This window comes from Paeniglutamicibacter sp. NPDC091659 (genome assembly GCF_044756805.1).
Classification (GTDB): Bacteria; Actinomycetota; Actinomycetes; order Actinomycetales; family Micrococcaceae; genus Paeniglutamicibacter.
In genome coordinates this window covers 333,287-356,701 of sequence record NZ_JBIVTO010000002.1, presented here as the reverse complement: position 1 = coordinate 356,701, position 23,415 = coordinate 333,287, and the positions used below count along the sequence as shown (strand labels likewise).

Below are 23,415 nucleotides of genomic sequence, written 5' to 3'. Positions count from 1 at the left end.
CACGGGGGCCGCGATGGAGTTCTGGCGCGAGGCAGTCATCTTCTTCGCCGGCCTGTGGGCCGGCACCATCAACACCATCGTCGGCTCCGGCACCCTGGTCACCTTCCCGGTGCTGGTGGCCCTCGGGTTCGCCCCGGTGAACGCGGTGGTATCCAATGCCATGGGCCTGGTGGCCGGCGGCTTCTCCGGGGCCTGGGGCTACCGGCGCGAGGCCGCCAGCGTGGGCGGCACGCTGCTCAAGCTCATGCCTGTCTCGCTGGCCGGCGGCTTGATCGGCGCGTACCTGCTGCTGCACCTGCCCGAGTCGGTCTTCGGCTACGTCGCCCCGGTGCTGATCGTGGTGGCGTTGCTGCTTGTCATCTTCCAGCCGCGGCTTTCGGCCTGGGCCAAGAAGCGGCAGGCGGCTTCCGTCGGGGTGAACCCGGACGAGGCCGATCGCGCGAAAATCGCGCCGCTGCTCTACGTGCTGGTGTTCCTGATCGGCATTTACGGCGGCTACTTCACTGCGGCGCAGGGAATCTTGCTGATGGCCGTGTTGGGGGTCTTCCTGCACGCCTCGCTTCAGCAGTCCAACGCGATCAAGGTCATCCTGACCCTGGTGGTCAACATGGTCGCCGCGGTCTCCTACCTGATCTTCGCGCCGGAACGCATCCACTGGCCGGTGGTCATACTCATCGCCGTCGGCTCGCTGATCGGCGGATTCATCGGCGCCAAGGTAGGGCGCCGGATGTCCCCGGGCTGGTTGCGGGCCGTGATCGTCCTCCTCGGCCTGATGGCGCTGGCCAACATGGTCGCCAAACTTTTCTCCGGAGCGTAAATGAGCCAGCAACCTCCCGCCGACATCTCCGCCCTGCGCGCGCAGCTGGGGGACAGGCTTGTCATCGTGGATGACGCGACCGATCCGCGCGTGTCCGACTACGTGGCGCTGTCCGACGCGGCCCTGCGCCAACGCACCGACCCGGAACACGGGCGCTACATCGCCGAAAGCTCCAAGGTGCTGCGCCGTGCGCTGGCGGCCGGGCACAAGCCTCGCTCGTTCTTCATGGCGAACAAGTGGCTGGAATCGCTCAGCGACGTGTTCGCCGAACACCCGGGGGTGCCGATCTTCGCCGGCGAGGACGCGGTGCTCGAGTCCATCACCGGGTTCCACCTGCACCGAGGCGCACTGGCCGCCATGAACAGGCCCGAGCCGCTGACCCTCGACGACGTGCTGCCGAGCGCCAAGCGCGTGGCGATCCTCGAGGACATCGTCGACCACACCAACCTCGGCGCGATCTTCCGCTCCGCCGCGGCGCTGGGCATCGACGCGGTGCTGATCACCCCGCGCTGTGCAGATCCGCTCTACCGCCGCTCCATCCGGGTGAGCATGGGAGCCGTGTTCCAGGTCCCCTGGGTGCGCCTGGAATCCTGGCCTGACGACGTCGCGGCCCTGCGCGCCGCGGGCTTCGACATTGCGGCCATGGAGCTCACCGCGCATTCGCAGGGCATCGACGAGGTCGCCGAAATGCACAGCGAGAAACTCGCGCTGATCCTCGGCACCGAGGGTGCCGGGGTGAGTGCCCCGGCGCTGGAAATGGCCGACCGCACGGTGATGATTCCGATGCGTCCGGGCGTGGACTCGCTGAACGTCGCGGCAGCGTCGGCCGTCGCTTTCTGGGAGCTGCGCGCCCGTTAGCCGTTGGCGCCCAAACGGGCGTCACCAGTGGATGTCGGCGGTGCCGGCCAAGGGTTTCCTTTCCCTGGAGTCGGGGATTGCCAGGGCCGGCAGCGGGTCGGCATCGTGCAGGACCTCGGGGAAGCGGAGCCGCGTGCGGTCCTCGAGCTCTGCCAGGGTGATCTCGTAGACCCTGAACTCATCCAGCGCCAGAACCGCCCTGAGTTGATTCAGGTCCTGTGTCAACAAGAACGTCCTGGCCTTCAACACCCCGTTTTCCCGATAGACCAGCAGTTTCCAGTACTCCGACGGCAAGGCAATGCCTCGGTAGATGCGGTCGTCGTCGCGGAAGACCGGCCCGCCAAAAACGCTGACCCGCAGCTTCTCAACCTCGACGTCCTCATAGAGGGCGTTCTCCAGTCGGCCCCAGATGCCCTGCTGGCTGCTCTGGTTGAAGTCGTCCATCTGCGGGGTGATGTTGCTGTAGTAGAACGAGTCCCTGTTCGCCTGGAGCGCCTCCGCATCTTCTCCCCAGAGCAGATCGGCGCGGCGGGCGATGTGGCCACGGTCCAGCCGGTTGCCGGCGTAGAGCTCGTTGCCGGCCTGGGCATCGGCCGGCAACCGAGGATCCTTCGTGAAGTCGAGGTTGCTCCGGCTGAGCATCTTGATGCCGGCCCCGTCGATGTTCCAGGCGACCCAGCGGGCAAACCGCCGCGACGTGCTCAGCGCCAGCGAGAAGTGGGTGTAGGGGATGGCTTCGGATCCTTCCCACCGGACCGCGTCCCCCTGGATGGCGGGGTCCAAGGCCGGAAGTCCGATCGGGGTGCCAAGGAAATCGGGGGCGTACCCGCGACGCGGGATCGTTGCCTCGGATTCGTGCGCGTTTGCGGTCATGACAGGCAGAAACCCTCTCGGTGGTGCCGCCATGTTGCGCGGCATTCGGCCAACTCCTGTGGATGCAGCCAGCATACCCATGGCTGCCATGGCTCCACGATGGGCATGCGGCGGGGAACGCAAATAGAGCCGCATCAGGGCGCGAAGAATCCGTGGCCACCGGTGTTTTTCCAGCGGATGTGATCGGGTGGATAATTGCTTGTGCGCTCCGCTATACTGGAACGTCGGCTTCGTGACCTCACAGGCCGGTTTGACGCAAATTTTGGTCGCTGGCAAAATCCAGTGACGCGAACAAAGGTTTTTAGCATGAAGGCTGATATTCACCCGCAGTACAACACCATGGTGTTCAACGACCTCGCCTCGGGCGAGAAGTTCTTGACCCGTTCGACGGCCAAGAGCAACAAGACCATCGAGTGGGAAGACGGCAACACCTACCCGGTCATCGACGTCGAAATCTCCGCAGCTTCGCACCCGTTCTACACGGGCAAGCAGCGCATCATGGACTCGGCCGGCCGTGTCGAGCGCTTCAACGCTCGCTTCAAGGGCTTCGGCGCAAAGAAGTAATTCTTCGCCTTCACGCCTGCACACGGGATCTTCCTTCGGGAGGGTCCCGTTGCTTTTTAAGCATGTTTTCCCGCGCTTGAAAATTCGTCATACCCCGCCCGCGCCGCGAACATCAGAGTATGAAGAAACGCCCCGGGAACCATCCGCCAATGTTTGAATTGATCCTGGCCAGTCCTATTGGGGGCCTTTGGCCAACGCACGCTTCAGTACTCAACTTTGCCTCGGGGCACCGGATACCGGCACCGAGGCGTCATCGCGCCGGACACTGATACCGATTAGGTCTGAATCAAGCCTAAATACGTATTTCCCATAAGTAATCGCTGCGTCCTAATCTTGCAGTGGGTGCATCCGTGCCCGCTATACGGAGGGTGGGTCAAGTGGACGCGCGTCAGATGCGTTACTTTGTTGCGGTGGCCGAGGAAAAGCACTTCGGTCGCGCGGCGCAGCGCCTCCATATGGCCCAGCCGCCGCTCTCCCAACAAATCAAGGCACTCGAAGAGGAACTTGACACACGACTACTGGTGCGCACCACCCGCAAGGTCGAGCTCACCGCGGCCGGCGAATTGCTACTGGGTCGGGCACGACTGCTGCTGGCTGAGATCGAGAAACTCGAACAGGACGTCAAGCTCGTGGGCCAAGGCGCCAGTGGCGTCCTGCGGGTCGGGGTTTCCGGAACCGCGACCTACCGATTGATGCCAACGATCGTGCAGGCCGCCCGGGTACACATGCCGGGCCTGCGCCTGAGCGTGCAGGGGGAGATGCTCACCCCCGAAATGGAAATCGCACTCGAGGAACAGCGTGTGGATGTCGCAGTGCTGCGCCCGCCGATCCGTTCAAACCAATTGAGCCTGAAATTCCTGGAGAAGGACGAGTTGGTCGTGGCGTTGCCCGAGGACCACGAGTTGGCCTCGCGCGGCTTGCTGGACCTCTCGGAGCTGGCCGAGGAGCCCTTCATCGCTTACCCGCTGACATCTGCGGTCAATGCAATCTCCATCGAGGCCTGCCGCAATGCCGGCTTCAGCCCGCAAATCGTCCAGGAAACCCGGGAAACTTCGACCCTGCTTTCTTTCGTCGCCGCGGGGATGGGCGTGGCTCTGGTCCCCACCGCCCGGCGCATGTTCGCCCTGCAGGGTATCGTCTTCCGCCAGCTGCGCAATGCGCCGTCGGTCGACCTTGCGGTGGCATGGAAGACCGGCAACGAAACAGCCTTGCTGAATAAGTTCTTGGACCTCTTTGAGGCTCCAGCCCCCACGGAAGGAAACCAGGCGTGAAGATCCAACGCATCGAAGCGATCCCCTATTCGATTCCCTATGCCCATCCGCTTAAGTTCGCCAGCGGGGAGGTCACCGATGCCGAGCACGTGTTGGTGCGTATCCACTCGGACGAGGGACTGGTCGGGGAGGCTGACGCTCCGCCGCGCCCCTACACCTATGGAGAAACGCAGGATTCGATCATCACCATCATCGAGAAGGTCTTCAGCCCGCAGCTGATCGGGCTCGACCCGCTGGATCGCGGCAAGGTACACGAGGTGATGAACCGGACCATCAACAACCAAGTGGCCAAGGGTGCCGTTGACATCGCGCTGTGGGACTTGCTGGGCAAGGCGCTTGGCACCCCGGTGCACAAGTTGCTGGGCGGCTACACGGATTCGATGCGCGTCTCGCACATGCTCGGCTTCCGCCCGGCACAAGAACTGCTCGACGAAGCACTGCGCTTTGGCGAGGAATACGGGATCACCACCTTCAAGTTGAAGGTGGGGCGCCGCCCTCTGGCACTGGACATCGAGGCTTGTCATGTGCTGCGCGCCGGGCTTGGCGACGATGTGGAACTCTATTTGGATGCCAACCGCGGCTGGACCGCCAACGAGGCGCTCGAGGTCCTGCGCCGCACCGAGGGTCTGGGGTTGACGGCCCTGGAAGAACCTTGCGACGCGAAGGAAGCCATGAGCCGCCGCCGGCTCGTGGAAAAGTCCCCGATCCCCATCGTGGGCGACGAATCGGTGCCCACCGCCGGGGACGTCTCCCGCGAACTGCTCTCCGGCGGCGCCAATGCGATTTGCCTCAAGACGGCTCGCAGCGGGTTCACCGAGGCCGGGCAGATCCTGGGGCTTTGCACCGGGCTGGGCGTGGATGTCACCATGGGCAACCAGATCGACACCCAGGTCGGTTCACTGGCTACGGTGGCCTTCGGTGCCGCCCATGAGGCCACCACCCGTCGAGCCGGGGAGCTGTCCAACTTCCTTGACATGTCCGATGACCTGCTCGCCGAGCCCATCCGCATCAACGACGGCAGAATTTCGGTGCGCAACGTACCGGGAGTAGGGGCGGGTATCGACGAAGAAAAACTCGCCCGGTACCGCCAGAACTAGTACTCACCCAGCACGCCCAATCCAGGAGAAGACATGATATTCCTTGCCCGCATGGACGTAAGTTTCCCGGCCCATCTGACCGAGCAGCAGATCGCTGATTTCCAGGTCCGGGAAAAGGAGTACTCGGGTCAGTTGCAGCGCAGTGGCAAGATGGTCGGCATCTGGCGCATCGTCGGCGAGTATGCGAATCACTCGCTGTTCGACGTCGAATCCAATGACGAACTGCACCAGATACTCAGCGGTTTTCCGATGTACCCGTACATGAGCATCAAGGTCACGCCTCTGGCAAAGCACCCGAACTCGATCCGCTAACCGGTTCGGCGAGGGACCTGTCGCATGTGCACCACGAAGCGGGTCGGCGGTTCAATGGGCGACCCCTGTCGGGTGACGTTTGTTCCAGCCGAGGGCGTCCTTGCCTATCGGCCGGGCAAGGACGCCAGGGCGGACCGTCTCTCGGGGTGCTGCACCCACCGGATCCAACTGATATGCAGAAGCTCTCAATGGTGCCTAAAGAAGTATTTCTCTCTTCTCAATAACCGACATACATTGAATGGATAGAAAGCCACTGTGACAGTAATCACCGAAGCGCGTGATTCAAGTCCGGTGCAACAACACCCCTCCAGCAGGAGCCAGAAGGAGCACTCATGACCACCGAGACCGCAGCCAGCGCAGCAGCATCGGGCAACGCCGCCACCGACCGTTTCCGCGCCTCCGGCAAGACCGCATCCATCGCGGCCGACGTCGAGCGTGTCAACTTGCTGGCAGGCAAACTGATCAAGGCCGCCAACGACATCGTGCTCGAAGAACGCGTAACCTATGACGAGTTCAACGCACTGAAGGCATGGCTGATCAAGGTCGGCGAGGACGGCGAATGGCCATTGTTCCTTGATGTCTGGCTCGAGCACTCTGTTGAGGAGGTCGCCACCGACCACCGCGAGGGCAACAAGGGCTCCATCGAAGGCCCCTACTACATTCCGGATTCGCCGGAGCAGAACTCCCCGGCCACCATCCAGATGCGCGAGGACGAGATGGGTACCCCGCTCCTCTTCCAAGGCCAGGTCCGCAGCACAGACGGTTCGCCGCTGTCGAATGCCAAGATCGAGCTGTGGCACGCCGACGAGGCCGGCTTCTATTCGCAGTTCGCCCCGGGCATTCCGGAATGGAACTTGCGCGGCTCGTTCATTGCCGATGAAAAGGGCAACTTCCAGATCCAGACCATACAGCCGGCCCCGTACCAGATCCCGACCGACGGAGCTTGCGGACAGATGATCAAGGCCGCCGGATGGCACGCCTGGCGCCCGGCACACCTGCACTTGAAGGTGTCCGCCCCGGGCCACGAGCTGCTGACCGCGCAGCTGTACTTCCCGGGCGACGTACACAACGACGACGACATCGCGACTGCGGTGAAGCCGGAACTGCTGCTCGAAATCCAGCCGGTCACCGAGGGCAAGGGCGTCCAGACCACCTACGACTTCGTGCTTGATCCCGAAGCCAAGTAGGTCATTGCCCACCTCGTCGCGGCGGGGCTCCCGGAATCACCTCCGGGGCCCCGCCGTTGTCGTACCGCCGCACCTTCCGTGAAGTCGTGCCCGGTGCCGCCGGAGGGTGCCAAGACAATACCAGCTCCGTCTCCGCATCCCGGAACTTCCACATGAAAGAGAACCCCGCCATGCCCCAGGAAACTGTGCTGAAGTCGTTGGAGGCCAAAGAATTGCGGAACGTCTTTGGCAAATTCACCACCGGCGTCACCATCGTCACCACCCAGGGAACGGATGGCAACGCCTACGGCGCCATGGTGACGGCGTTCGCCGCAGTATCGGTGGATCCGCCGTTGGCCCAAATCACCTTGACGCGCAGCTCGAGGGCCGCCAAGCACCTGGACGGGTCGTCCTTTGCCATCAACATCCTCTCGGTCGACCAGCTGGAGGTTGCCGGGCACTTCGCCGGCCAACCGATGGCCAGCGAACCAGAGTGGATTCTCGCCGGAAATGTCCCGGTGCTGCGGGGCAATGCAGCCACGCTGGAATGCCGGGCGTGGAACAACTACGACGGCGGTGACCACATCATTGTGGTCGGGGAAGTCCGGGCGCTGACGATGGGCGATTCGGACCCGCTGGTCTTCCACGAGGGGACATTCCACCGACTCGGTGAACGACTCGAGGCCGGCCAGCATGAAAGTTGGTTCGCTGGCGCCAAGTTTTTCCAGCCTTTGGACCCGCAACACCACTGATCGTCCGCATCCTCCAGTGCGGATCGCCCGATAATTCCATGCATTGCATGGCCCCGAAGGAGTACATCATGTTTGTCTCAACACGGCGAAGGACCGCAGGAGAACACGGGTCCGCAACCATCCTGCGTCCCGCCAAGGACACCGTCCAGAAGCTGAACCACTGGGCTTGGACCGGATGGATACCCGAAGAGGACCCGGGAAGCTCCCAGCCTGAGATGCAGGTTTCTGGCCACGTACCAGAGTTGATTGCTGCCTGAGACCGTCGACCACATAGGGAACAAAAGGGCACGGCCGGAAGGTCCCAGACAGCAGAGTCGCCGTCTTGGGCCTTCCGGCGTGTTGGTCCCGGGTTCCTCCAACCTTCTGGGCGCGCGGGTGAGCCAACCCGAAGTGCCCGGCAATGCCGAACGACCGGGCACAGTCCCTGGCACCACGGGATCAACGTGGGTGCATCAACGATCCTGGACGCGGTCGGTGGTTCCGCGGAGCCCAAACCACGAAGAATCAAATTCAACGCGTTCGCGGGCCTAGCCGCACCGTCGCGCACCCAGTCCTCGAGGAACGATGTGGAAACCTCGTGCAGCAGGGGAAGCACACAACAGCGATTCCCCAATAGATCTTCGCTTCGGGGTTCACTCGGACCGCCTGCTTGGCCGGAGAACGTCGGCCTGCCCGCGCAGGTCAAGAACATTAACCCTGAAGCCGGGGCAACAGGTGGTCAAAGCTTGCCCTGGTTTGTCCCTACGCATGCAGCAACAGCAATGGTTGGGAATCCGGGTCGCCGTGGACGAAACGCGCGACCTCGATGCCAGTGGCGAGACCCATCGTCCGACCTGCGGATTCCATGGATCCATGACATCGCCCGGGAAATCGGCCCGCCAGTGCTCAGTCGTCGGCGTTCCGGTAGCGGGCGGCAAGCTCGGTGCGCGAGGTCACCCCGAGCTTCGCGTAGATCCTGGTCAGGTGGTACTGGACGGTCTTGGCCCCAATGAATAGTTCCTCGGCGGCCTTCTTGTTGCTTGCCCCCGCGCAGACCAGCGACGCCACCGCCTTTTCCTGGGAGGTCAGCGATGACCAGTCGGAGCTGTCGCGTCGCGGCACGCTGATGCCGGTGGCCTGCAGTTCCCGGTTGCAGCGCTCGATGTAGATCGTGGCACCCAACTGGGTGAAACCGGCCAGTGCCCGGGTCAGCGGTCCGACGGCGTCCCCGCGTTTGCCGGCCCGACGCAGGGACTGGCCGTAGGCGTACTCGACCTGGGCGCGCAACACCGGCAGGGTGATTCCCTGCAACTTGGCAAGTGCTTCGTCGAAGGCAACCCTCGATCCATCGATGTCGCCGCGCGCACTGAGGATCTGTCCGCGCACCACCAAGGCGCGCGCCGTGTACGATCGATGATTGCGTTTGCGGGCAAGTGCCTCGAACGGCTCCAGAAGCCTTGCCGCCTCGTCCACGCGGTCCTTGCGCACCAAGGCATCGAGGTAGGTGTCCTGCCAGGGCCAGAACCCCGGTTCGTCGATCCCGCCTGAACGCTCAAACGACAACAGTGGTTCAAGGGCCAGAATGACCTCGTCGTAGTCGGACCGGGCGCGGGCGGCGGATGCCCGCGCCATGCGGTACGGCACCTGCATCACCTCGTAGCTTCCCGTGCGTGCCCAGGCCTTGGCCAGATGGGCCTCGACCTCTTCTTGCTCCCCTCGCATGGCGTGGATGAGCACCGCTGTGTGGTGCAGCAACGGACGCACCAGTTCGATGCCGGATCGCTCCTGCAGGGCCACGGCAGCGCGGACCGTCTCCAGCGACTGATCCCAATCCCCGGAGGCGAACTCGGCCCGGGCCAGCCAAGCCCTCGCCCACAGGGCAATGCGGTGGGATCCTTCGCTGTAATCGGTTGAGCTGGCGCTGGCCAGTTCGTGGCGGGCCAGTTCAACCTGGTCCCCGGCAACATGCAACCACCCCAACGCCATCTCGGCGCGCTGGCGCTGCGCCCCGGAAGGCAATGTGGACAGCAGTGCAGTCAACATCTCCTCGCCATCCCGGGTTCGCCCGACCAAGCCCAAGCCCAGCCCTTGGATGACCGACGCCTCCACTGCCAGCGTGCTTTCCGGATTTGCCAGCTCCAGGGTTTTTTCCGCCCAGGCCACCAAGCCCGGGCCGTCCACCCTACAGAGTGCGTCAAGGACACGTCGTTGGGCAACCGTGGCCATGACTTCGGTCAGCCCCGAATGTGCGGCACCTTTCCACGCGCTGGCCAGCCACCGGTCGGCGGTGTTTGCCAGGCCCTGAAGGATCGCGATGTAGCCGGAGAGCAGGTCGCGTGCCGGGCTGGCGGCGAGGCTGGCCAGCTCGTCGGAACATGCAAGTGCGCTGGGCAACTCGCCGGCGGCCACGGTGGCGTCCACGGCGCGCAGGAAGAGCGGGTCTCGTTGGGCCCTGTCGGTTGCAAGGCCGGCCGCCCGGTGCAAGGCAACGGCGGCCGAGGCCCACGCGCCCTTTTTCGCCTGCTTGGCTGCATAGAGCTCCAGCTGGTGCGACAGCGCCGGGTCCGAGAGCAACGTGGCATCGGCCCGGTGGGCAAGGGCGGTTCCTTCGCAATCGCTCTGGGTCGCGGCAGCCCCATGCAATGCCAGGCGTTGCGAGAGTGGGATCAGGTGGTAAACGGCCATCTGCGCGATGGGTCCCGGGAATACCAAGGTGAGGTTTCCGCCGTTTCCGGCCACGGCCACCAGTCCGGAGGCCACACACTCCTCCACGAGTTGCAGCGGGTCCACAATCCCGGCCAGACGAACGACCTCATCCAGGCGGGCACCGTGTTCCAGTACGGATGCTGCCTCGATGAGGGACCTGGCCGCCTTCGAGAGGCGTTCCAGCCGCGCGGTCGCTTCGGCCGATGCCGCGCGTGGCACCGGGAAACGGTGGTTGAGACTGCTCCAGGTTTCGTCGGGATTTTCCCTGATGAGATCCAGTGCTGTGTGGATGTTTCCGGCGGTGTAGGCGGCCAGTTGGTCGGCCGCGGCCGTCGAAAGCTCGATGCCGAGCCTGGCCGCGGATATTTCCTTCAGCGCTGCCGCGCTCGGCGGATCCAGCTCAATCGTGGTGCTACCCGGTGCCTCGATGAGTTCGCTGGCACCGGAGGGAAGGAACACGGCTTCCTCCTGGCGGAGGGTGAGAATCACAAGCACGCGTTCGTTGCGCAGCCGTCGCCAGGCGAACAGCAGGGCGGCGAGGGACTCGGCGTCCGCCCACTGAAGGTTTTCCACCAGGACGATGCCGGTTCGCTTGCCGACGGTCTTGAGGAAGGCGAGCAGGCGTTCGGGCAACGGCAGGGCGTTCACGGTGTTGGAAGAATCCACGATTTCCTGCAGGGCCGACCCTGCCACGTCCCGTTCCCATCGGGCCCCGCCGGAGGTCCAGGAGGCAAGATGCTTGTTGTTTTCCATGAAGCGCCGGACCACGGTGCTCTTGCCGCACCCTGCCGGGCCGCGCACGATTACCAGCTGGGCAGTGCATCCCTCGGCAGCTTGCAGCAATCGAGTCAGGATTCCCAATGACCGTTGTTGATCCATGGATCCGCGTCTACCAACCTTTCAATGTATGCAGACGGGGCTGCGTGGACATCGTTGTCCACGCAGCCCCCGGATGGCCGAAAGCCCATCCGGCCGATGAGTGCTATTTCGCGATCTCGACCTGTGCCGCGGACCGTGTCGGGGTGTTGGTTTCTGAGTTGCGCAATGGAACACAGGCGGTCACCAATGCACCAACGATAGCAACCGCGGAGAAGACGTAGAACGCGATTTCGTTCTCGACGCCCGCCGCCATCAGAAGCCCGCCGATCAGGGGACCGAAAATGCCGCCCAGCCGGCCGAATCCGGCACACCAGGCAACCCCGGCGCCGCGGGCGGAACTGTTGTAGTAGTTGGAAACGAACCCGTAAATCAGCACCTGCGTGCCGATGGTTCCCACGCCTGCAACCGCAACCAGTGCGAGCAGGATCGTGAAGGGAAGCTGCAGCGTCAGCATCAACATGGCCACCGCGGCGAGGAAGAACGTCGTGGAAACCACGCGCTTGGCCCCGATCCGATCGGCACCCACGGAAGCGATCAACCCGCCGAAAACGGCGCCGGCATTGAGCACCAGCAGGAAGGAAAGCGAATAGGACTTGCCATAGCCGAACTGGGACATGATTTGTGGCAGCCAGGTGTTCAGCCCGTAGGTCAGCAGCAGGCCGGCAAAGCTCATGAGACCCAGCAACAGGGTGGGAAGCGCGTACTTCCTGGAGGCCAGTGCAAGGAAACCGATCTTGGTGTCCGCGGGAATGGGAGCAAGCACGTGGGCGCCCTGGGCGGGTGCCGGTGCGGAGATCGGGATGCCGGTGCGGATCGAGGCGTGCAGGGCTTCCTCGGTGCGGCCGCGGGCCATCAGCCATTCGGGGGACTCGGGCAGCTTCGAAAGTGCCATGGGCAGCAGGAAGAGTAGGGGCGTGGCACCGATGAGGAACAGCCCGCGCCAGCCGACATGGTCCATCAGGACGATGGCCAGCAGCGATGCCAGGACGCCGCCCACCGGGACACCGGAATAGACGACTGCGTTGTAGTAGTTGCGCTTGCCCTTGGGGGCGAACTCGGCCACGACCGCGCCGGCGGTTGCCACCAGTGCACCGACGCCGAGCCCGGTGGCGAAACGCAGCGTGCCGAAGACCATGACGGAGTTCGCCAGGGAGGTCAGGCCCATGCCAATTGAGAACCAGACGATGCCGGTGATCATGATCTTACGGCGCCCGAGGTAGTCCCCGACCGCGCCGGTGACCAAGGCGCCGACCATGACGCCGAACAGGGCCCAGCTGCCCAACATGCCAGCGGTGGCCGGGCCGATTTCGCCGAGCTGCGTGGGGTCGCCCAAGAGGGTCGAAACAATGGTTCCGTAGACGACCAGGTCGTATCCATCGAAGATCAGGGCGATGGCAGCGATGGCCACCACCCAGCGGACGGTGCTTTGTTGCTTTGCGGTGGCGCTTGCTTCCGGTGATTTCACGATTTGCTCCATATGCTTATGGGCCCCGGGCGCACGTCGATGTGCGGGTGTTCAGGGCACGGATAATTGCCGCGGCGAATGGCCGTGGGGTGGAAGCCGTGACCCGAGGGAATCTCGGGCGGCGGGCCCTGGAACAGCCAGGCGCCTATCGCCCGGGGCTGCAGCAGGTCCGCGGCCCCGGGCGATAGGCGGGATTTTTTTCTAGCCGAGGTCCCCGCCGGCCACCGGCAACGTGCTGCCGGTGATGTAGGAAGCCTCATCGGAGGCCAGGAACGCAATGGGACCTGCCTGTTCGTCAAGCGTTCCGTAGCGTTTCATCAGGGATGAATCGATGGTCTGCTCCACGATTTGCCGGTACCAGGTCTTTTCCTGCTCGCTGTCGGGGGCCGGGCCCCGCTTGACGAGACGTTCGGGTGCCTCGGTGCCGCCGGGCGCGGTGGCCACCACTCGGATACCGTGGGGGGCGCCTTCCATGGCGAGGGCCGAGGTGATGGCCTTGACGCCGCCCTTGGCTCCTGCGTACGGGACGCGGTTGAGCCCGCGGGTGGCCACCGAGGAAACATTGACGATGGTTCCCTTGCCGCCCTTGATCATTTCGGGGAACGCCGCGCGGCACATCCACAGGGTCGGGAAGAGCGAGCGCTGGATTTCCTTCTGGATTTCCTCGGGGGAGTAATGCTCGAACGGCTTGGCCCAGATGGTCCCGCCGACGTTGTTGATGAGTACGTCGATGCGGCCGTATTCGGCCACCGCCGCGGTCACCGCCGACATCGCGCCCTCGAAGGCCTCCAAATCGGCGGTCACGCTCAGGGCGTGGACGTCGTGGGCGCGCAGGCCCTCTGCGACGTCGTGGACCAACGGGGAACGGTCAACCAAGACCAGGTCCCCGCCCTCGGCAGCGATGCGCCTGGCCACGGCCCAGCCGATGCCCTGGGCGGCACCGGTGATGAGCACGACCTTGGAGGCGAAACGGCCTGGGTGGAAGGAATCGGGCAATCCTGCCGTGGCGGTCTCGTTGACCGCTCCGTTGCCGGCGTTCACTTGACCGGGGTGCGCGACGCAGCGGCCATGGTGGCCTTGGCGTGCTCGTTGTGGGCGATGATGGCCTTGCGGGCCGCGTCCGGGTCCTGTTGCTCAAAGGCGGCGACGATTGCCAAGTGGTCGGCGTCGACGGCCCCGTCGATCCAATGCTCCTTGCGCAGCACCTTGGCCATGGTCGCGGGGACCTCCAGCCGTGTATAGGCCTGCAGCAAGTGTTCGTTGCCAACGCAGTTGAACAGGAATTCGTGAAAGGCCTCGTTGGTGACGGTGAAATCCTCGGAGCTGACGAACTTCTCGCCGTCCAGGGTCTTGCCGGCCAGTTCGGCCAGGACCTTGAACTCGGTCAGCTGCTCGGGGGTCAATTTGCCCATGGTCAGTTCCACGATGGCCAGTTCCAAGGCCATGCGCGCGTCGAACTGCGCCTGAAAGGTAGCGTGCTCCTCGCCGATCTCGTATGCGGGCAAGGCTCCGGGATCCCCGGTTTCCTGAACCGTGGCCTCGGCTGCGGCGGCGGGTGCCTCGGCCGCATCGGGGGTGACCGCCAGGGCAAACTTCTCGAAGTAGAAGTTCTGCGGCTTGACGCCCTCGCCCTCCAGGAAGCGCCGGACGCCCTCGACCATGGGAGGCGGGCCGCAGAGGTAGATGTCCACGTCGCCCTCGGCCAGGTGGTGCGGCTCGAAGTGGTTGGTGACGTAGCCCTTCTTTTCCGCGGTGCTGTTCGGGTCACCCACGCAGTAGTCGAAGGTGAAGCCGTCGATGCGCGACTTGTAGTCTTCCAGGACATCTATCTCGACCAGGTCGGTGTCGGCGTTGACGCCGTAGATGAGGTGGACGGGGTGCGGGTTTTGCATGCCGGCGAGCTTTTCCAGGATGGCGAGCAGCGGGGCCAGGCCGGTGCCGCCGGCCAGCAACAGTGCCTGGCGCTTGGGTTCGCGCAGGAAGAAGCTGCCCATCGGGCCGGTGAAGGTGATCCGGTCGCCGACCTGCGCAACGTCGCGCATGTAGGTGGACATCAGTCCGCCATCGGTGATGCGGATCAGGAAGGAGAGGGTTGAGACTTCCGGGCCGGAGCTGAAGGAGTAGGAACGGGTCTGGCCGTTGGAGCCCGGGACCTCGATGTTCACGTACTGGCCTGGCAGGAAGGAGAGCTCGTCGCGGTTCTCGAGCTCCAGGCTGAAGGCGTAGGTGGTCTCGGAGATGCGGCGGATCTCGGTCAAAGTGGACTCGTAGACGGTGGCGGCGGTCTTGGCGACATCCGAGGTCGTGGGGATCTGCAGCACGAGATCGGATTCGGGGACCATCTGACAGGGCAGGCAGAAGCCCTTCTCGGCTTCGTCGTCGGTCAGGGCCTCCTCGATGTAGTCGCCGGCGTCGAACGTGCCGGATTCGCAGAAGGCCTTGCAGGTGCCGCAGGCGCCGTCGCGGCAGTCGAGCGGGATATTGATCCGTGCCTTGTAGGAGGCATCGGCGACGGTTTCCCGGGGTCCGACTTTAATGAACCGGGTAATGCCGTCCTCGAAGGCGAGGGCAACCTGATAGGTCATGAGGGGGGCTCTTTTCAAAATAGTGCTAGGCGGTACAACGGCTGGTGCAAGCGAGGCGGCGCGGGGTTCACCGTTGCCCCCGCACGCTTTCCAGTGGGCAGTGCGGGGCCGAAAACGGGATCAGATGTGGTAGATATCGACCACGTGGTGGATGTAGTCGTTCTTCAAGACGACCTTCTTGGCAGTGATCACCGGCTGGGTGCCGGAGTAGTCGATCGTGTAGAAGGAAGTGCCGAAGTAGGTGTCGACGTTCTGGTAGCGGTAATACAGCGTGAACCAGTTGAAACGCACATCGACGGTGTCGCCGTCGACGGCAACGATCTCCACGTTGGTGATGTTGTGCCCGGTGCGCGGTTCCGGCAGGCTGGTGGCCGAGGAACGGTCGGTCTTGATGCGGAAGACGCGGTCTTCCAAGCCGCCGCGGTTTGCGTAGAAGATCAGCGAGATCTCGCGCTGCGGGTCCTCGGTGAGCTTGTCGTCGTCGGCCCAGGCCGGCATCCAGAAGGTGGCCTCGGGGTGGTAGCAGTCGATCCAGCGGTCGAAGTCACGGTCGTCCAGGAAGCGGGCCTCCTGGTAGAGGAACTGCTTGATGTCTTCCAGCTCGAGTTCGCCGGCGCCGGTCTGGATCTTGGTAACGATGGCGCTAGTGGTTGCAGTCATGGTGGTTCCCCTGTTCGGTGGTGCCGGTGGTGGTTGATGCCGCTTCGGCGGCGACTGCCTCGCGCATGGAGGTGAGCCAGTAGCCGTGCTGTATCGGGTATAGGCCCTCGTCTTCGGTGCGGGCCCCGCTGGAGATGGGCTCAAGGCCGATCTTCTTGGCGTTCTCATCGGCACCGTTGATCTGGTGGGCGGCACCGCGGGAAAGGTCATTCCACTTGGCGGCGGTGGCCAGGTATGTCTTCTGGCAGGAACGGAATTCCTCCAAGTCATCCGGGGTGGCCATGCCGGAGGCGTTGAAGAAGTCCTCGTACTGGCGGATGCGGTTGGTGCGTGCCTCGTCGGATTCGCCCTTGGGGGCGATGCAGTAGATGGTGACCTCGGTCTTGTCCACGGCGACCGGGCGGAACTGGCGGATCTGCGAGGAGAACTGGTCCATGAGGTACACGTTCGGGTACAGGCATAGGTTGCGGGATACGCCGATCATCCAGTCGGCCTTGGCCTCGCCGTGAGCGGCGACAAGCTCGTCGCGCTTCTCGGCCAGCGGGCGGTTGGCCGGATCCAGCCATTCGGTCCACAACAGCAGGTGGCCATTCTCGAAGGAGTAGTAGCCGCCTTCCTGCTTGTCCCAGCCGCCGGCGTCCATGGTCTTGGTTTCGTTGGTGGATTCGCCGGATTCTCGTCGGGCCTGGGTTGCGGCGTAATTCCAGTGGGTGGCTGAGACGTGGTAGCCGTCGGCTCCGTTTTCGGCTTGAAGCTTCCAATTGCCGTCGTAGGTGTAGGTGGAGGATCCACGCAGGACCTCGAGGCCTTCCGGGGACTGGTCCACGATCATGTCGATGATCTTGGTGGATTCGCCCAGGTGATCTTCCAGGGGCTTGACGTCGGCGTTCAGCGAACCGAAGAGGAAGCCTCGGTAGGACTCGAAGCGGGCGACCCTCGTCAGGTCGTGCGAGCCGTTCTTGTTGAATTCTTCCGGGTAGCCGGCGCCGCGGGAGTCCTTCACCTTGAGTAGCTTGCCGGAGTTGTTGAAGGTCCAGCCGTGGAAGGGGCAGGTGAACGTGGTCCGGTTGTCGGTCTTACGGCGGCATAGCATGGCGCCGCGGTGGCTGCACGCGTTGATGAGGGCGTTGAGTACGCCTTCCTTGTTACGGGAAATGATGATCGGCTGGCGACCGATGTTGGTGGTGAAGTAGTCGCCGACGTTCGGGATCTGGGATTCGTGGGCCAGGTAGATCCAGTTACCTTCCCAGATATGCTTCATCTCGAGCTCGAAGATTTCCTCGTCGGTGAAGATGTTCCGGTTGGCGCGAAAGACGCCGGTCTCCGGGCTGTCAACGAGTGCGTCATCCAGCAAGGCCGAGACGGTGTTCAGTGTTTCAGTCATGGTGTGCTCCATCCTTCGTAGGGGCGCTGGCGCCCTGGTCCACCCGGTGGGTGGCGAAACCATGAGATCCACCATGGCAGGATGTGCGCGACCTCACACTGGGTAAATGCCTAGGGTTGGCCAAGGGTGGGATCCATTCAGTGGATTCCCATATCAATCGGGCTTTTTTGGATATTTGTCTGGCTGTTGCCTGCAACGTAGCGTTGGGGCCCGAACGCCCTATACCTGTCGGGCACCCGAGCCGTCAGTGACAGACGACCGTTTTCCTGCACCCGAAAGGCGGCCCCAATCGTGCCCAAGAAAAATCGAGCAGGAGCCGAGATCCATGGACGGGGGCCCCGTCTGTGTGGAGTGCCAGGCGATATATCGCTCAGCGCAGTCTGTGCCGGGTTCATTGCCGTAGCTGTTTCCTATGCCGGACCAATGCTGGTCATCCTTCAAGCAGCCGAAAGGGCAGGCCTGGACTCGGACCAAACGGCTTCCTGGGTGTGGGCGGTGTCCGTGGGCAGCGGAATCGTGGGGCTGGTGCTGAGCCTGTTCACCCGCCAGCCCATCGTGGTGGCGTGGTCGGTACCCGGGGCGGCATTGCTGTTGACGGTTCTGGGGGATTACGAATTTTCCGAGGCCATCGGTGCCTACATCGTGTCCGGGTTGCTGGGCCTCGCACTGAGCGTGAGCGGATTGTTCGGCAGGTTGCTTGCCGTCGTTCCCCGTCCGATCCTTGCCGCGGTCCTGGCCGGGGTGCTGTTGCCCTTCGTCCTGAACGTCACTCAGGCGATGCTGTCCTCGCCGCTGGTGGTCGGGGGATTGGTGGTGGCGTATTTTGTGGGCCGGCGATTGTTCCCCAAGTACGCAGTGCCTGGCGCCCTGGCCGTTGGCATCCTGCTGTCCGTGGTCGCCGGACAGGCGCAGGACCCGGAGTTGTCGTTCGCCTTGACCGTGCCGGTGTTCACGGTGCCCGTCTTTTCGCTCCAAGCCATCATGGGGATTTCCATCCCGCTGTTGATCGTCACCATGGCCGGGCAGAACGGCCCGGGCCTGGTCATGATGCGAACCAACGGCTATGAGCCCGACGACAAGCTGCTGTTGTCGGGCAGTTGCGTGGCGAGTGTGCTCTTTGCGCCGTTCGGGTCGCATGCGATCAACCTAGCGGCCATCACGGCGGGAATCTGCTGCGGGCGTGAGGCCCATGCGGATCCGGCCAAGCGATATGTCGCCGGAGCCTTCGGAGGCGTGTTCTTCATTCTTTTCGGCTTGTTCAGTGCCACTATACTTGACCTGTTTGCCGCTGTCCCGAGCGAGCTGATCATTGCCATGGCCGGGGTTGCGCTGCTGGGCGCGCTGCAGGGATCCATGCAGGACATGCTCGATGCGGGCCCGCATGGGCGCAAGGCCGTGGAGGCCGCGATCGTGACCTTGATTGTCACGGCATCCGGCATTGCTCCATTGGGCATTGTCGCCCCGTTCTGGGGTGTGATTGCCGGTTCCGCAGTCCATCTGCTGTTGACATTCACCCGGGGCAAGCGCGGCACAGCAACCGTCGTAGAAAAGGAGTCGCCTGAGAGTGTTCCGGCTCCTGGGCGCGTTCAGCCATAGGCTCGCGGGCATCGGTTTTCGAGGCAGCCGGCGATCGCATGCGTTGGTTCCAAAGTGGAGTGCTCCGGGAAACTACTGAATGGATGGACTTTTCTCCCCGGTGGCGCCACAAACTCTCAGGTCGGCAGCTTCTCAAACCGTCGATATCGGCTCCACCCGGCCGCCCCCGGAAGGGAGCGCCCGCTTCGTCCACCGCAAAACCGGCGAGGCCGCCTCGTCGATCTATAGCGTGATGTTGGCGGCCGGGGTTGAACAGTAGCTGGCGGACCGTATGACGGCTTCCTTGATTTCATCGGCAGGCATCCTGTTGCGCAGGGCTGAATTTACACGGATGTCCAGCTCTTCCCAATGGCAACCGGCGTTCGGGACCGTCGGCGCGATGGCGCTGCGGGCGGTGCACGGCAGGCAGCTGCGGGCACGGATGGCGCCCCACGCTAAATTCGGGACCACTTCCCCGAAAATATCGGTGACTTCGTTCGGGGAGCCGGTGGCACTCTGTACATGTTCGGGGCCCGGTACCTGCCAACGGGTTGTCGGACCGGCACCGTTTGCATCAACGGAAAATGACGCGATTCGATCATGCAGTTTTCTCTTGGGAAACGGAAGTGAAGAACTCGATCAGGAGCGCGGCCGTAGACTTCGGGTCCTCCGCCGGTGCCAGGTGGGCGACGGTGTCGATGGTTGCCGCACGCGCGTTGGGTGCATGCTCGGCAATGAACACGGCGTCGGACGGTGGGCACACTACGTCGTGGGCGCCGGCAATGGCCAGGATCGGGTCCTGCATCCCGGCAAGGTCCGCGCGCAGGTCATAGCCGCCCAACGCCTTGCAGGCGTGGGCATAGGAGAACCTGTCCGCATCCTGGAGGGTCTGTAACAGGCTGCTGGAAACCACGGGGTTGTCCTCGATGAAGCCGGGGGCGAACCAGCGTTCGGTCGAGCCGGCTAGCACCGCGGGGGTGCCGGCCTCGGCCACCAGTTCGGCTCGCTCGCTCCAGCCTTCCGGGGTTCCGATCTTCGCGGCCGAACAGATCACCGAGAGTCCGGCGAAGCGGCCCGGGAAGTCGTGGGCCAGTTGCAGCGCGGTGGCACCGCCGACGGAGACCCCCGCATAGTAGATCGGGTCTCCCGGGCTGACGATGCCGCCGGTCTCAAGCACCCCAAGCATTGACACCACCCCGGCGGCAAGTTCGGTCATGGAAAATGCCTCGGTGGAGGCGCCGCTTTCCCCGTGCCCGGGCAGATCCCAGGCAACCAGCTGGAAGTGGTCCTTCAGGTATGGAACCGCAGGACCCCACAGGGCCAGCGAGCCGGTGCCAAGCGAGGGTCCAAGTACCAATGTGGGCAGCTCGTCCGACTGGTGCAGCAAGACGGAGGTTAATTTGGGAATGGTCATGATTCCTTCCGTGCCGTGAAGCCGGCGCAAATGCGGTTGATGGTATTGATGGCGGTGCCTGGGCATCCGCTTGGATCGAGCAGGGCCGAGAATTAGGCTTCGCAGAATTGATCGGTGGGCACTGCCACACGCACTGCCACACGCAGCGACTCGCGCAGAGCTGTGCCGCCACCCACGGATCCGCACACCATAGCCTGCACCATTGCCTTGCCATCGGGCAACATCATTGCGTGAATCGCGGAGATGGGCTCGGAATCCAGCAGGTCAACTGTGGGCCCGCATGGCAGTGAATTTTCAGGGATCTGTCTCCAGCTCTTCGGAAAGGGTGGCAGCATGTGCCGCGGCGCCTTCCGCCAATCTGGGCAGTTCGCGAAATACAGGCGGATTGGTGTGCCGGCCGCAAGCCGGATGCCCATCCGGTGCGGTGCTCGCTGCAAGGAAGTGTGCCGACCGATACTGGCGTTGCTACCTGCCCAGCCCGGCAGTACGATAGCGGCAGCAATTCCGGCACCGGGTCCCGTTCCGTTCCGTAGTCGTTCCCACGCCGGCGGAGGATCGAAGAGGACCGCCATGTTCGACGCCGCACCAAACCCCGTACCCGAGACCGGCGAAGAACCGGCGAAACCCGCAGCCAGGAAGCGCATCACCGCAGTCGATGCGGCACGTTGCCTGGCCCTGATCGGCATGATGGGCGTCCACCTGCTGCCGGAAGAGAATGACGGGGGAGATGCCTCCCTGACATGGGTTCTCTTTGCGGGCAGGGCATCCGCGCTCTTCGCCCTGCTGGCCGGTGTCTCGCTGGCCTTCAGTTCCGGCGGTTCGCGCCCCTTGGGCGGACGCCCGCTGAAGGCGGCACGCGCAGCCGTCGCCGCCCGTGCCGTCGTCATCATGGCCATCGGCATGGCGCTGGCGTACACCGGTCCCACCGTGGAGATCATTCTGGCCTACTACGGCGTCATGTTCCTGTTGGCCGTGCCGCTGCTCGGGCTGGCGCCGCGGGTGCTGGCCATGCTGTCGGTCGTTTTCGCCATCGGGGGATCGATCCTCCTGCAGGCCGTGCGCGGGGTGATCCCCGAGCCGGAGGACGACAACCTGACCTTCGGCACGTTGTTCACCGAACCGCTGACGACCGCCGGGCAACTGCTCTTCACGGGCTTCTATCCGGCGGTGCCGTGGATGGCGTACATGTGCGCCGGCCTGGCGATCGGCCGGCTGGACCTGAGCTCACGCCGGGTCGCGGCCTGGCTCGCCGCGGGTGGCGCCGCCCTGGCCGCCGCGGCCTGGGCGGTCTCGGGGCTGCTCATGGTCAGCGTCCTGCAGGTATCCCCGGGCGAATCCGCCATGTTGCTGGCGGCGGGCGAGGATCCGCCGGTGGACGAGGATTCATGGGCCTGGCTGGTGGCTGCCTCCCCGTACTCCTCCATGCCGCTGGAACTGCTGCACACGATCGGCACCGGCATGGTCGCCCTCGGCGTCCTGATCCTGGCCAGCAAGTCCCTGCACCAGATCATCGACCTGCTGGCACCGGCCGGCAGCATGACGTTGACGCTGTATTCCGGGCACCTGCTGTTCCTGGCCGCCGGGTTGCTGGGTGAGCGCCCGTTCGCTTCCTTCGGGCTGCAGGTCGGCGCAGCGCTGGTCTTCGGCGTCCTGTGGCGCAACTTGGTGGGCCGCGGACCGCTGGAGGCCGCCGTCACCGCGGTTGCCACGAGGAGCAAGAACGCGGTGCTTCGCAAGGAAACCACCCGACCGGATCACCGAGGGCCGGACAGCCCCGGTGTTGCAGGGACTTCGGGATCCTAAACGCGGACGCCGGAGCCGAAGCGGGGAAGCGTGCCCCGTGGACATAAGATGGAAACCATGGATTTGGGCTACACGCATCACGGTGAATACAAGGTTGTCGGCGGCAAGTTGGTCGTCGCAGACCTGAAGGTCCGGGACGGGGCCATCGCCGCCGCCTCCATCAACGGGGACTTTTTCCTGGAGCCCGACGAGGCCCTCGAAGACCTGAACGCCGCGCTTATCGGGCTGCCGGACACCGTGGAACACTCGGTGGTCCGTGACGCCGTGGCCAACGGCCTGCGACCCGACGCCGTCATGTTCGGCTTCGACGCCGACGCCGTGGCACGCGTGGTCCGCCGCGCGCTGGGCCACGCCACCGCCTGGGCCGACCACCAGTGGGAGGTCATCGCCCCCTCGGTGTTGCCGATCGCCCAGAACGTCGCCCTCGACGAGGTCATCGCCCGGCAGGTCGCCGCCGGGACCCGCGGGCCCACCCTGCGCTTCTGGGACTGGGACGACTCGGGCGTCGTCATCGGTTCCTTCCAGTCGCTGCGCAACGAGGTCGACGCCGAGGCCGCCGCCGCGAACGGCATTCAGGTGGTGCGCCGGATCAGCGGCGGCGGCGCCATGTTCATGGAGGCCGGGAACTGCATCACCTACTCGCTCTACCTGCCCGGCTCGCTGGTCGACGGGATGAGCTTTGCCGATTCCTACCCGTTCCTCGACACCTGGGTCATGGAGGCGTTGGCCTCGGTCGGGGTCAAGGCGCACTACAAGCCGCTGAACGACATCGCCACCGACGCGGGCAAGATCGGCGGGGCCGCGCAGAAGCGCCTGGCCGGCGGCGTGGTGCTGCACCACGTGACCATGAGCTACGACATCGACGCGGAGAAGATGATGAGCGTGCTGCGCATCGGCCGCGAGAAGATCTCCGACAAGGGCATCGCCTCGGCGGCCAAGCGCGTGGATCCGCTCAAGCGGCAGGCGGACATGGGCCGGATGGAACTCATCGAGACGATGCGCCGGACCTTTGCCGCCAAGTATGCGGCGGTGGCAGGCACGCTCGACGAGACGACGCTGGCCGCCGCCAAGGACCTGGCCGAAACGAAGTTCACCACCGAGGAATGGACCGCCCGCGTTCCGTAGGCGGGAGCTCCCCGGCACGAGGCGCCGCCGGTTCGGTCAAGCTTGGCCCCCAAAACCCGATAAACACCCGTGAACGCGTGTGGCCCTCCGGCAATCTTCCGGAGGGCCACACGCGGTTGGCTGTTCACCG

At 64.3% G+C, this 23,415-nt stretch carries 21 protein-coding genes; 12 read left to right on the top strand and 9 right to left on the bottom strand.

The features are described from left to right. Window positions 1-13: 13 nt before the first annotated feature. Window positions 14-817, top strand: a complete 804-nt coding sequence (locus ACIQLF_RS06545) for a sulfite exporter TauE/SafE family protein (RefSeq protein WP_400295845.1) — start codon at window positions 14-16, stop codon at window positions 815-817. After that, window positions 818-1,675: a TrmH family RNA methyltransferase gene (locus ACIQLF_RS06540; RefSeq protein WP_400295843.1), complete on the top strand. Its 858-nt coding sequence runs from the start codon at window positions 818-820 to the stop codon at window positions 1,673-1,675. It abuts the gene before it with no gap. Between the two features lie 21 nt (window positions 1,676-1,696). On the opposite strand, the gene ACIQLF_RS06535 is transcribed toward ACIQLF_RS06540, so the two are convergent. After that, window positions 1,697-2,548, bottom strand: coding sequence for a DNA/RNA non-specific endonuclease (locus ACIQLF_RS06535; RefSeq protein WP_400295841.1), 852 nt, complete (start codon window positions 2,546-2,548; stop codon window positions 1,697-1,699). Window positions 2,549-2,854: 306 nt separating this feature from the next. On the opposite strand from ACIQLF_RS06535, the gene ACIQLF_RS06530 reads away from it, so the two are divergent. The 7 genes from ACIQLF_RS06530 (at window position 2,855) to ACIQLF_RS06500 (ending at window position 7,967) form a co-directional block, all read left to right on the top strand. Then, on the top strand, window positions 2,855-3,112 hold the full coding sequence (locus ACIQLF_RS06530) for a type B 50S ribosomal protein L31 (RefSeq protein WP_209996756.1): 258 nt from the start codon (window positions 2,855-2,857) through the stop codon (window positions 3,110-3,112). 392 nt (window positions 3,113-3,504) lie between these two features. After that, the gene (locus tag ACIQLF_RS06525; RefSeq protein ID WP_400295838.1) at window positions 3,505-4,383 is read left to right on the top strand and encodes a LysR substrate-binding domain-containing protein; all 879 of its coding nucleotides are present in this window, start codon (window positions 3,505-3,507) and stop codon (window positions 4,381-4,383) included. Next, window positions 4,380-5,480, top strand: coding sequence for a mandelate racemase/muconate lactonizing enzyme family protein (locus tag ACIQLF_RS06520; RefSeq protein ID WP_400295836.1), 1,101 nt, complete (start codon window positions 4,380-4,382; stop codon window positions 5,478-5,480). The genes ACIQLF_RS06525 and ACIQLF_RS06520 overlap by 4 nt, the downstream gene beginning before the upstream one ends. 33 nt (window positions 5,481-5,513) lie before the next feature. Then, window positions 5,514-5,792, top strand: a complete 279-nt coding sequence (catC, locus tag ACIQLF_RS06515; RefSeq protein ID WP_400295833.1) for a muconolactone Delta-isomerase — start codon at window positions 5,514-5,516, stop codon at window positions 5,790-5,792. A 332-nt stretch (window positions 5,793-6,124) separates the two neighbouring features. Continuing rightward, a complete protein-coding gene (catA, locus tag ACIQLF_RS06510) occupies window positions 6,125-6,979 on the top strand; it encodes a catechol 1,2-dioxygenase (RefSeq protein WP_400295831.1) in 855 nt (284 codons plus the stop codon). A 170-nt stretch (window positions 6,980-7,149) separates the two neighbouring features. Further along, window positions 7,150-7,710: a flavin reductase family protein gene (locus ACIQLF_RS06505; protein WP_400295830.1), complete on the top strand. Its 561-nt coding sequence runs from the start codon at window positions 7,150-7,152 to the stop codon at window positions 7,708-7,710. A 68-nt stretch (window positions 7,711-7,778) separates the two neighbouring features. Then, entirely contained in the window at window positions 7,779-7,967 is a 189-nt protein-coding gene (locus ACIQLF_RS06500) for a hypothetical protein (protein ID WP_400295829.1), read from the top strand. 628 nt (window positions 7,968-8,595) lie between these two features. Here the strand turns inward: ACIQLF_RS06500 and ACIQLF_RS06495 are convergent. The 6 genes from ACIQLF_RS06495 to benA form a co-directional block, all read right to left on the bottom strand. Continuing rightward, a complete protein-coding gene (locus tag ACIQLF_RS06495; protein WP_400295828.1) occupies window positions 8,596-11,256 on the bottom strand; it encodes a LuxR C-terminal-related transcriptional regulator in 2,661 nt (886 codons plus the stop codon). Between the two features lie 121 nt (window positions 11,257-11,377). Next, the gene (locus ACIQLF_RS06490) at window positions 11,378-12,739 is read right to left on the bottom strand and encodes an MFS transporter (RefSeq protein ID WP_400295827.1); all 1,362 of its coding nucleotides are present in this window, start codon (window positions 12,737-12,739) and stop codon (window positions 11,378-11,380) included. Between the two features lie 201 nt (window positions 12,740-12,940). Continuing rightward, entirely contained in the window at window positions 12,941-13,780 is an 840-nt protein-coding gene (locus tag ACIQLF_RS06485; protein ID WP_400295824.1) for a 1,6-dihydroxycyclohexa-2,4-diene-1-carboxylate dehydrogenase, read from the bottom strand. Beyond that, entirely contained in the window at window positions 13,777-15,324 is a 1,548-nt protein-coding gene (gene benC, locus ACIQLF_RS06480) for a benzoate 1,2-dioxygenase electron transfer component BenC (RefSeq protein WP_400295823.1), read from the bottom strand. The genes ACIQLF_RS06485 and benC overlap by 4 nt, the downstream gene beginning before the upstream one ends. 120 nt (window positions 15,325-15,444) lie before the next feature. Next, complete coding sequence (gene benB, locus ACIQLF_RS06475; protein WP_400295821.1) at window positions 15,445-15,984, bottom strand: benzoate 1,2-dioxygenase small subunit; 540 nt, start codon at window positions 15,982-15,984, stop codon at window positions 15,445-15,447. After that, window positions 15,968-17,368, bottom strand: a complete 1,401-nt coding sequence (benA, locus tag ACIQLF_RS06470) for a benzoate 1,2-dioxygenase large subunit (RefSeq protein WP_400295819.1) — start codon at window positions 17,366-17,368, stop codon at window positions 15,968-15,970. The genes benB and benA overlap by 17 nt, the downstream gene beginning before the upstream one ends. A gap of 291 nt (window positions 17,369-17,659) precedes the next feature. On the opposite strand from benA, the gene ACIQLF_RS06465 reads away from it, so the two are divergent. Next, on the top strand, window positions 17,660-18,964 hold the full coding sequence (locus ACIQLF_RS06465; RefSeq protein ID WP_400295816.1) for a benzoate/H(+) symporter BenE family transporter: 1,305 nt from the start codon (window positions 17,660-17,662) through the stop codon (window positions 18,962-18,964). Between the two features lie 222 nt (window positions 18,965-19,186). Here ACIQLF_RS06465 and ACIQLF_RS06460 read toward each other — a convergent pair whose 3' ends face one another. Both ACIQLF_RS06460 and ACIQLF_RS06455 read right to left on the bottom strand, forming a co-directional pair. Continuing rightward, window positions 19,187-19,414: a carboxymuconolactone decarboxylase family protein gene (locus ACIQLF_RS06460; protein ID WP_400295813.1), complete on the bottom strand. Its 228-nt coding sequence runs from the start codon at window positions 19,412-19,414 to the stop codon at window positions 19,187-19,189. Window positions 19,415-19,541: 127 nt separating this feature from the next. Then, on the bottom strand, window positions 19,542-20,357 hold the full coding sequence (locus tag ACIQLF_RS06455) for an alpha/beta fold hydrolase (protein WP_400295810.1): 816 nt from the start codon (window positions 20,355-20,357) through the stop codon (window positions 19,542-19,544). Between the two features lie 570 nt (window positions 20,358-20,927). Between ACIQLF_RS06455 and ACIQLF_RS06450 the strand changes: the two genes are divergently transcribed. Together ACIQLF_RS06450 and ACIQLF_RS06445 are read left to right on the top strand one after the other, a co-directional pair. Beyond that, window positions 20,928-22,160, top strand: a complete 1,233-nt coding sequence (locus ACIQLF_RS06450) for a heparan-alpha-glucosaminide N-acetyltransferase domain-containing protein (RefSeq protein WP_400295808.1) — start codon at window positions 20,928-20,930, stop codon at window positions 22,158-22,160. Between the two features lie 57 nt (window positions 22,161-22,217). Further along, entirely contained in the window at window positions 22,218-23,285 is a 1,068-nt protein-coding gene (locus tag ACIQLF_RS06445; protein WP_400296394.1) for a biotin/lipoate A/B protein ligase family protein, read from the top strand. The last annotated feature ends 130 nt before the right edge of the window (window positions 23,286-23,415 follow it).

Excerpts from the sequence above, each read along its gene's own strand:
- ACIQLF_RS06545 (WP_400295845.1), top strand. The coding sequence starts at position 14 with ATGGAGTTCTGGCGCGAGGCAGTCATCTTCTTCGCCGGCCTGTGGGCC.
- ACIQLF_RS06540 (WP_400295843.1), top strand. The coding sequence starts at position 818 with ATGAGCCAGCAACCTCCCGCCGACATCTCCGCCCTGCGCGCGCAGCTG.
- ACIQLF_RS06535 (WP_400295841.1), bottom strand. The coding sequence starts at position 2,548 with ATGACCGCAAACGCGCACGAATCCGAGGCAACGATCCCGCGTCGCGGG.
- ACIQLF_RS06530 (WP_209996756.1), top strand. The coding sequence starts at position 2,855 with ATGAAGGCTGATATTCACCCGCAGTACAACACCATGGTGTTCAACGAC.
- ACIQLF_RS06525 (WP_400295838.1), top strand. The coding sequence starts at position 3,505 with ATGCGTTACTTTGTTGCGGTGGCCGAGGAAAAGCACTTCGGTCGCGCG.
- catC (WP_400295833.1), top strand. The coding sequence starts at position 5,514 with ATGATATTCCTTGCCCGCATGGACGTAAGTTTCCCGGCCCATCTGACC.
- catA (WP_400295831.1), top strand. The coding sequence starts at position 6,125 with ATGACCACCGAGACCGCAGCCAGCGCAGCAGCATCGGGCAACGCCGCC.
- ACIQLF_RS06505 (WP_400295830.1), top strand. The coding sequence starts at position 7,150 with ATGCCCCAGGAAACTGTGCTGAAGTCGTTGGAGGCCAAAGAATTGCGG.
- ACIQLF_RS06500 (WP_400295829.1), top strand. The coding sequence starts at position 7,779 with ATGTTTGTCTCAACACGGCGAAGGACCGCAGGAGAACACGGGTCCGCA.
- benC (WP_400295823.1), bottom strand. The coding sequence starts at position 15,324 with ATGACCTATCAGGTTGCCCTCGCCTTCGAGGACGGCATTACCCGGTTC.
- benB (WP_400295821.1), bottom strand. The coding sequence starts at position 15,984 with ATGACTGCAACCACTAGCGCCATCGTTACCAAGATCCAGACCGGCGCC.
- benA (WP_400295819.1), bottom strand. The coding sequence starts at position 17,368 with ATGACTGAAACACTGAACACCGTCTCGGCCTTGCTGGATGACGCACTC.
- ACIQLF_RS06455 (WP_400295810.1), bottom strand. The coding sequence starts at position 20,357 with ATGACCATTCCCAAATTAACCTCCGTCTTGCTGCACCAGTCGGACGAG.
- ACIQLF_RS06450 (WP_400295808.1), top strand. The coding sequence starts at position 20,928 with ATGTTCGACGCCGCACCAAACCCCGTACCCGAGACCGGCGAAGAACCG.
- ACIQLF_RS06445 (WP_400296394.1), top strand. The coding sequence starts at position 22,218 with ATGGATTTGGGCTACACGCATCACGGTGAATACAAGGTTGTCGGCGGC.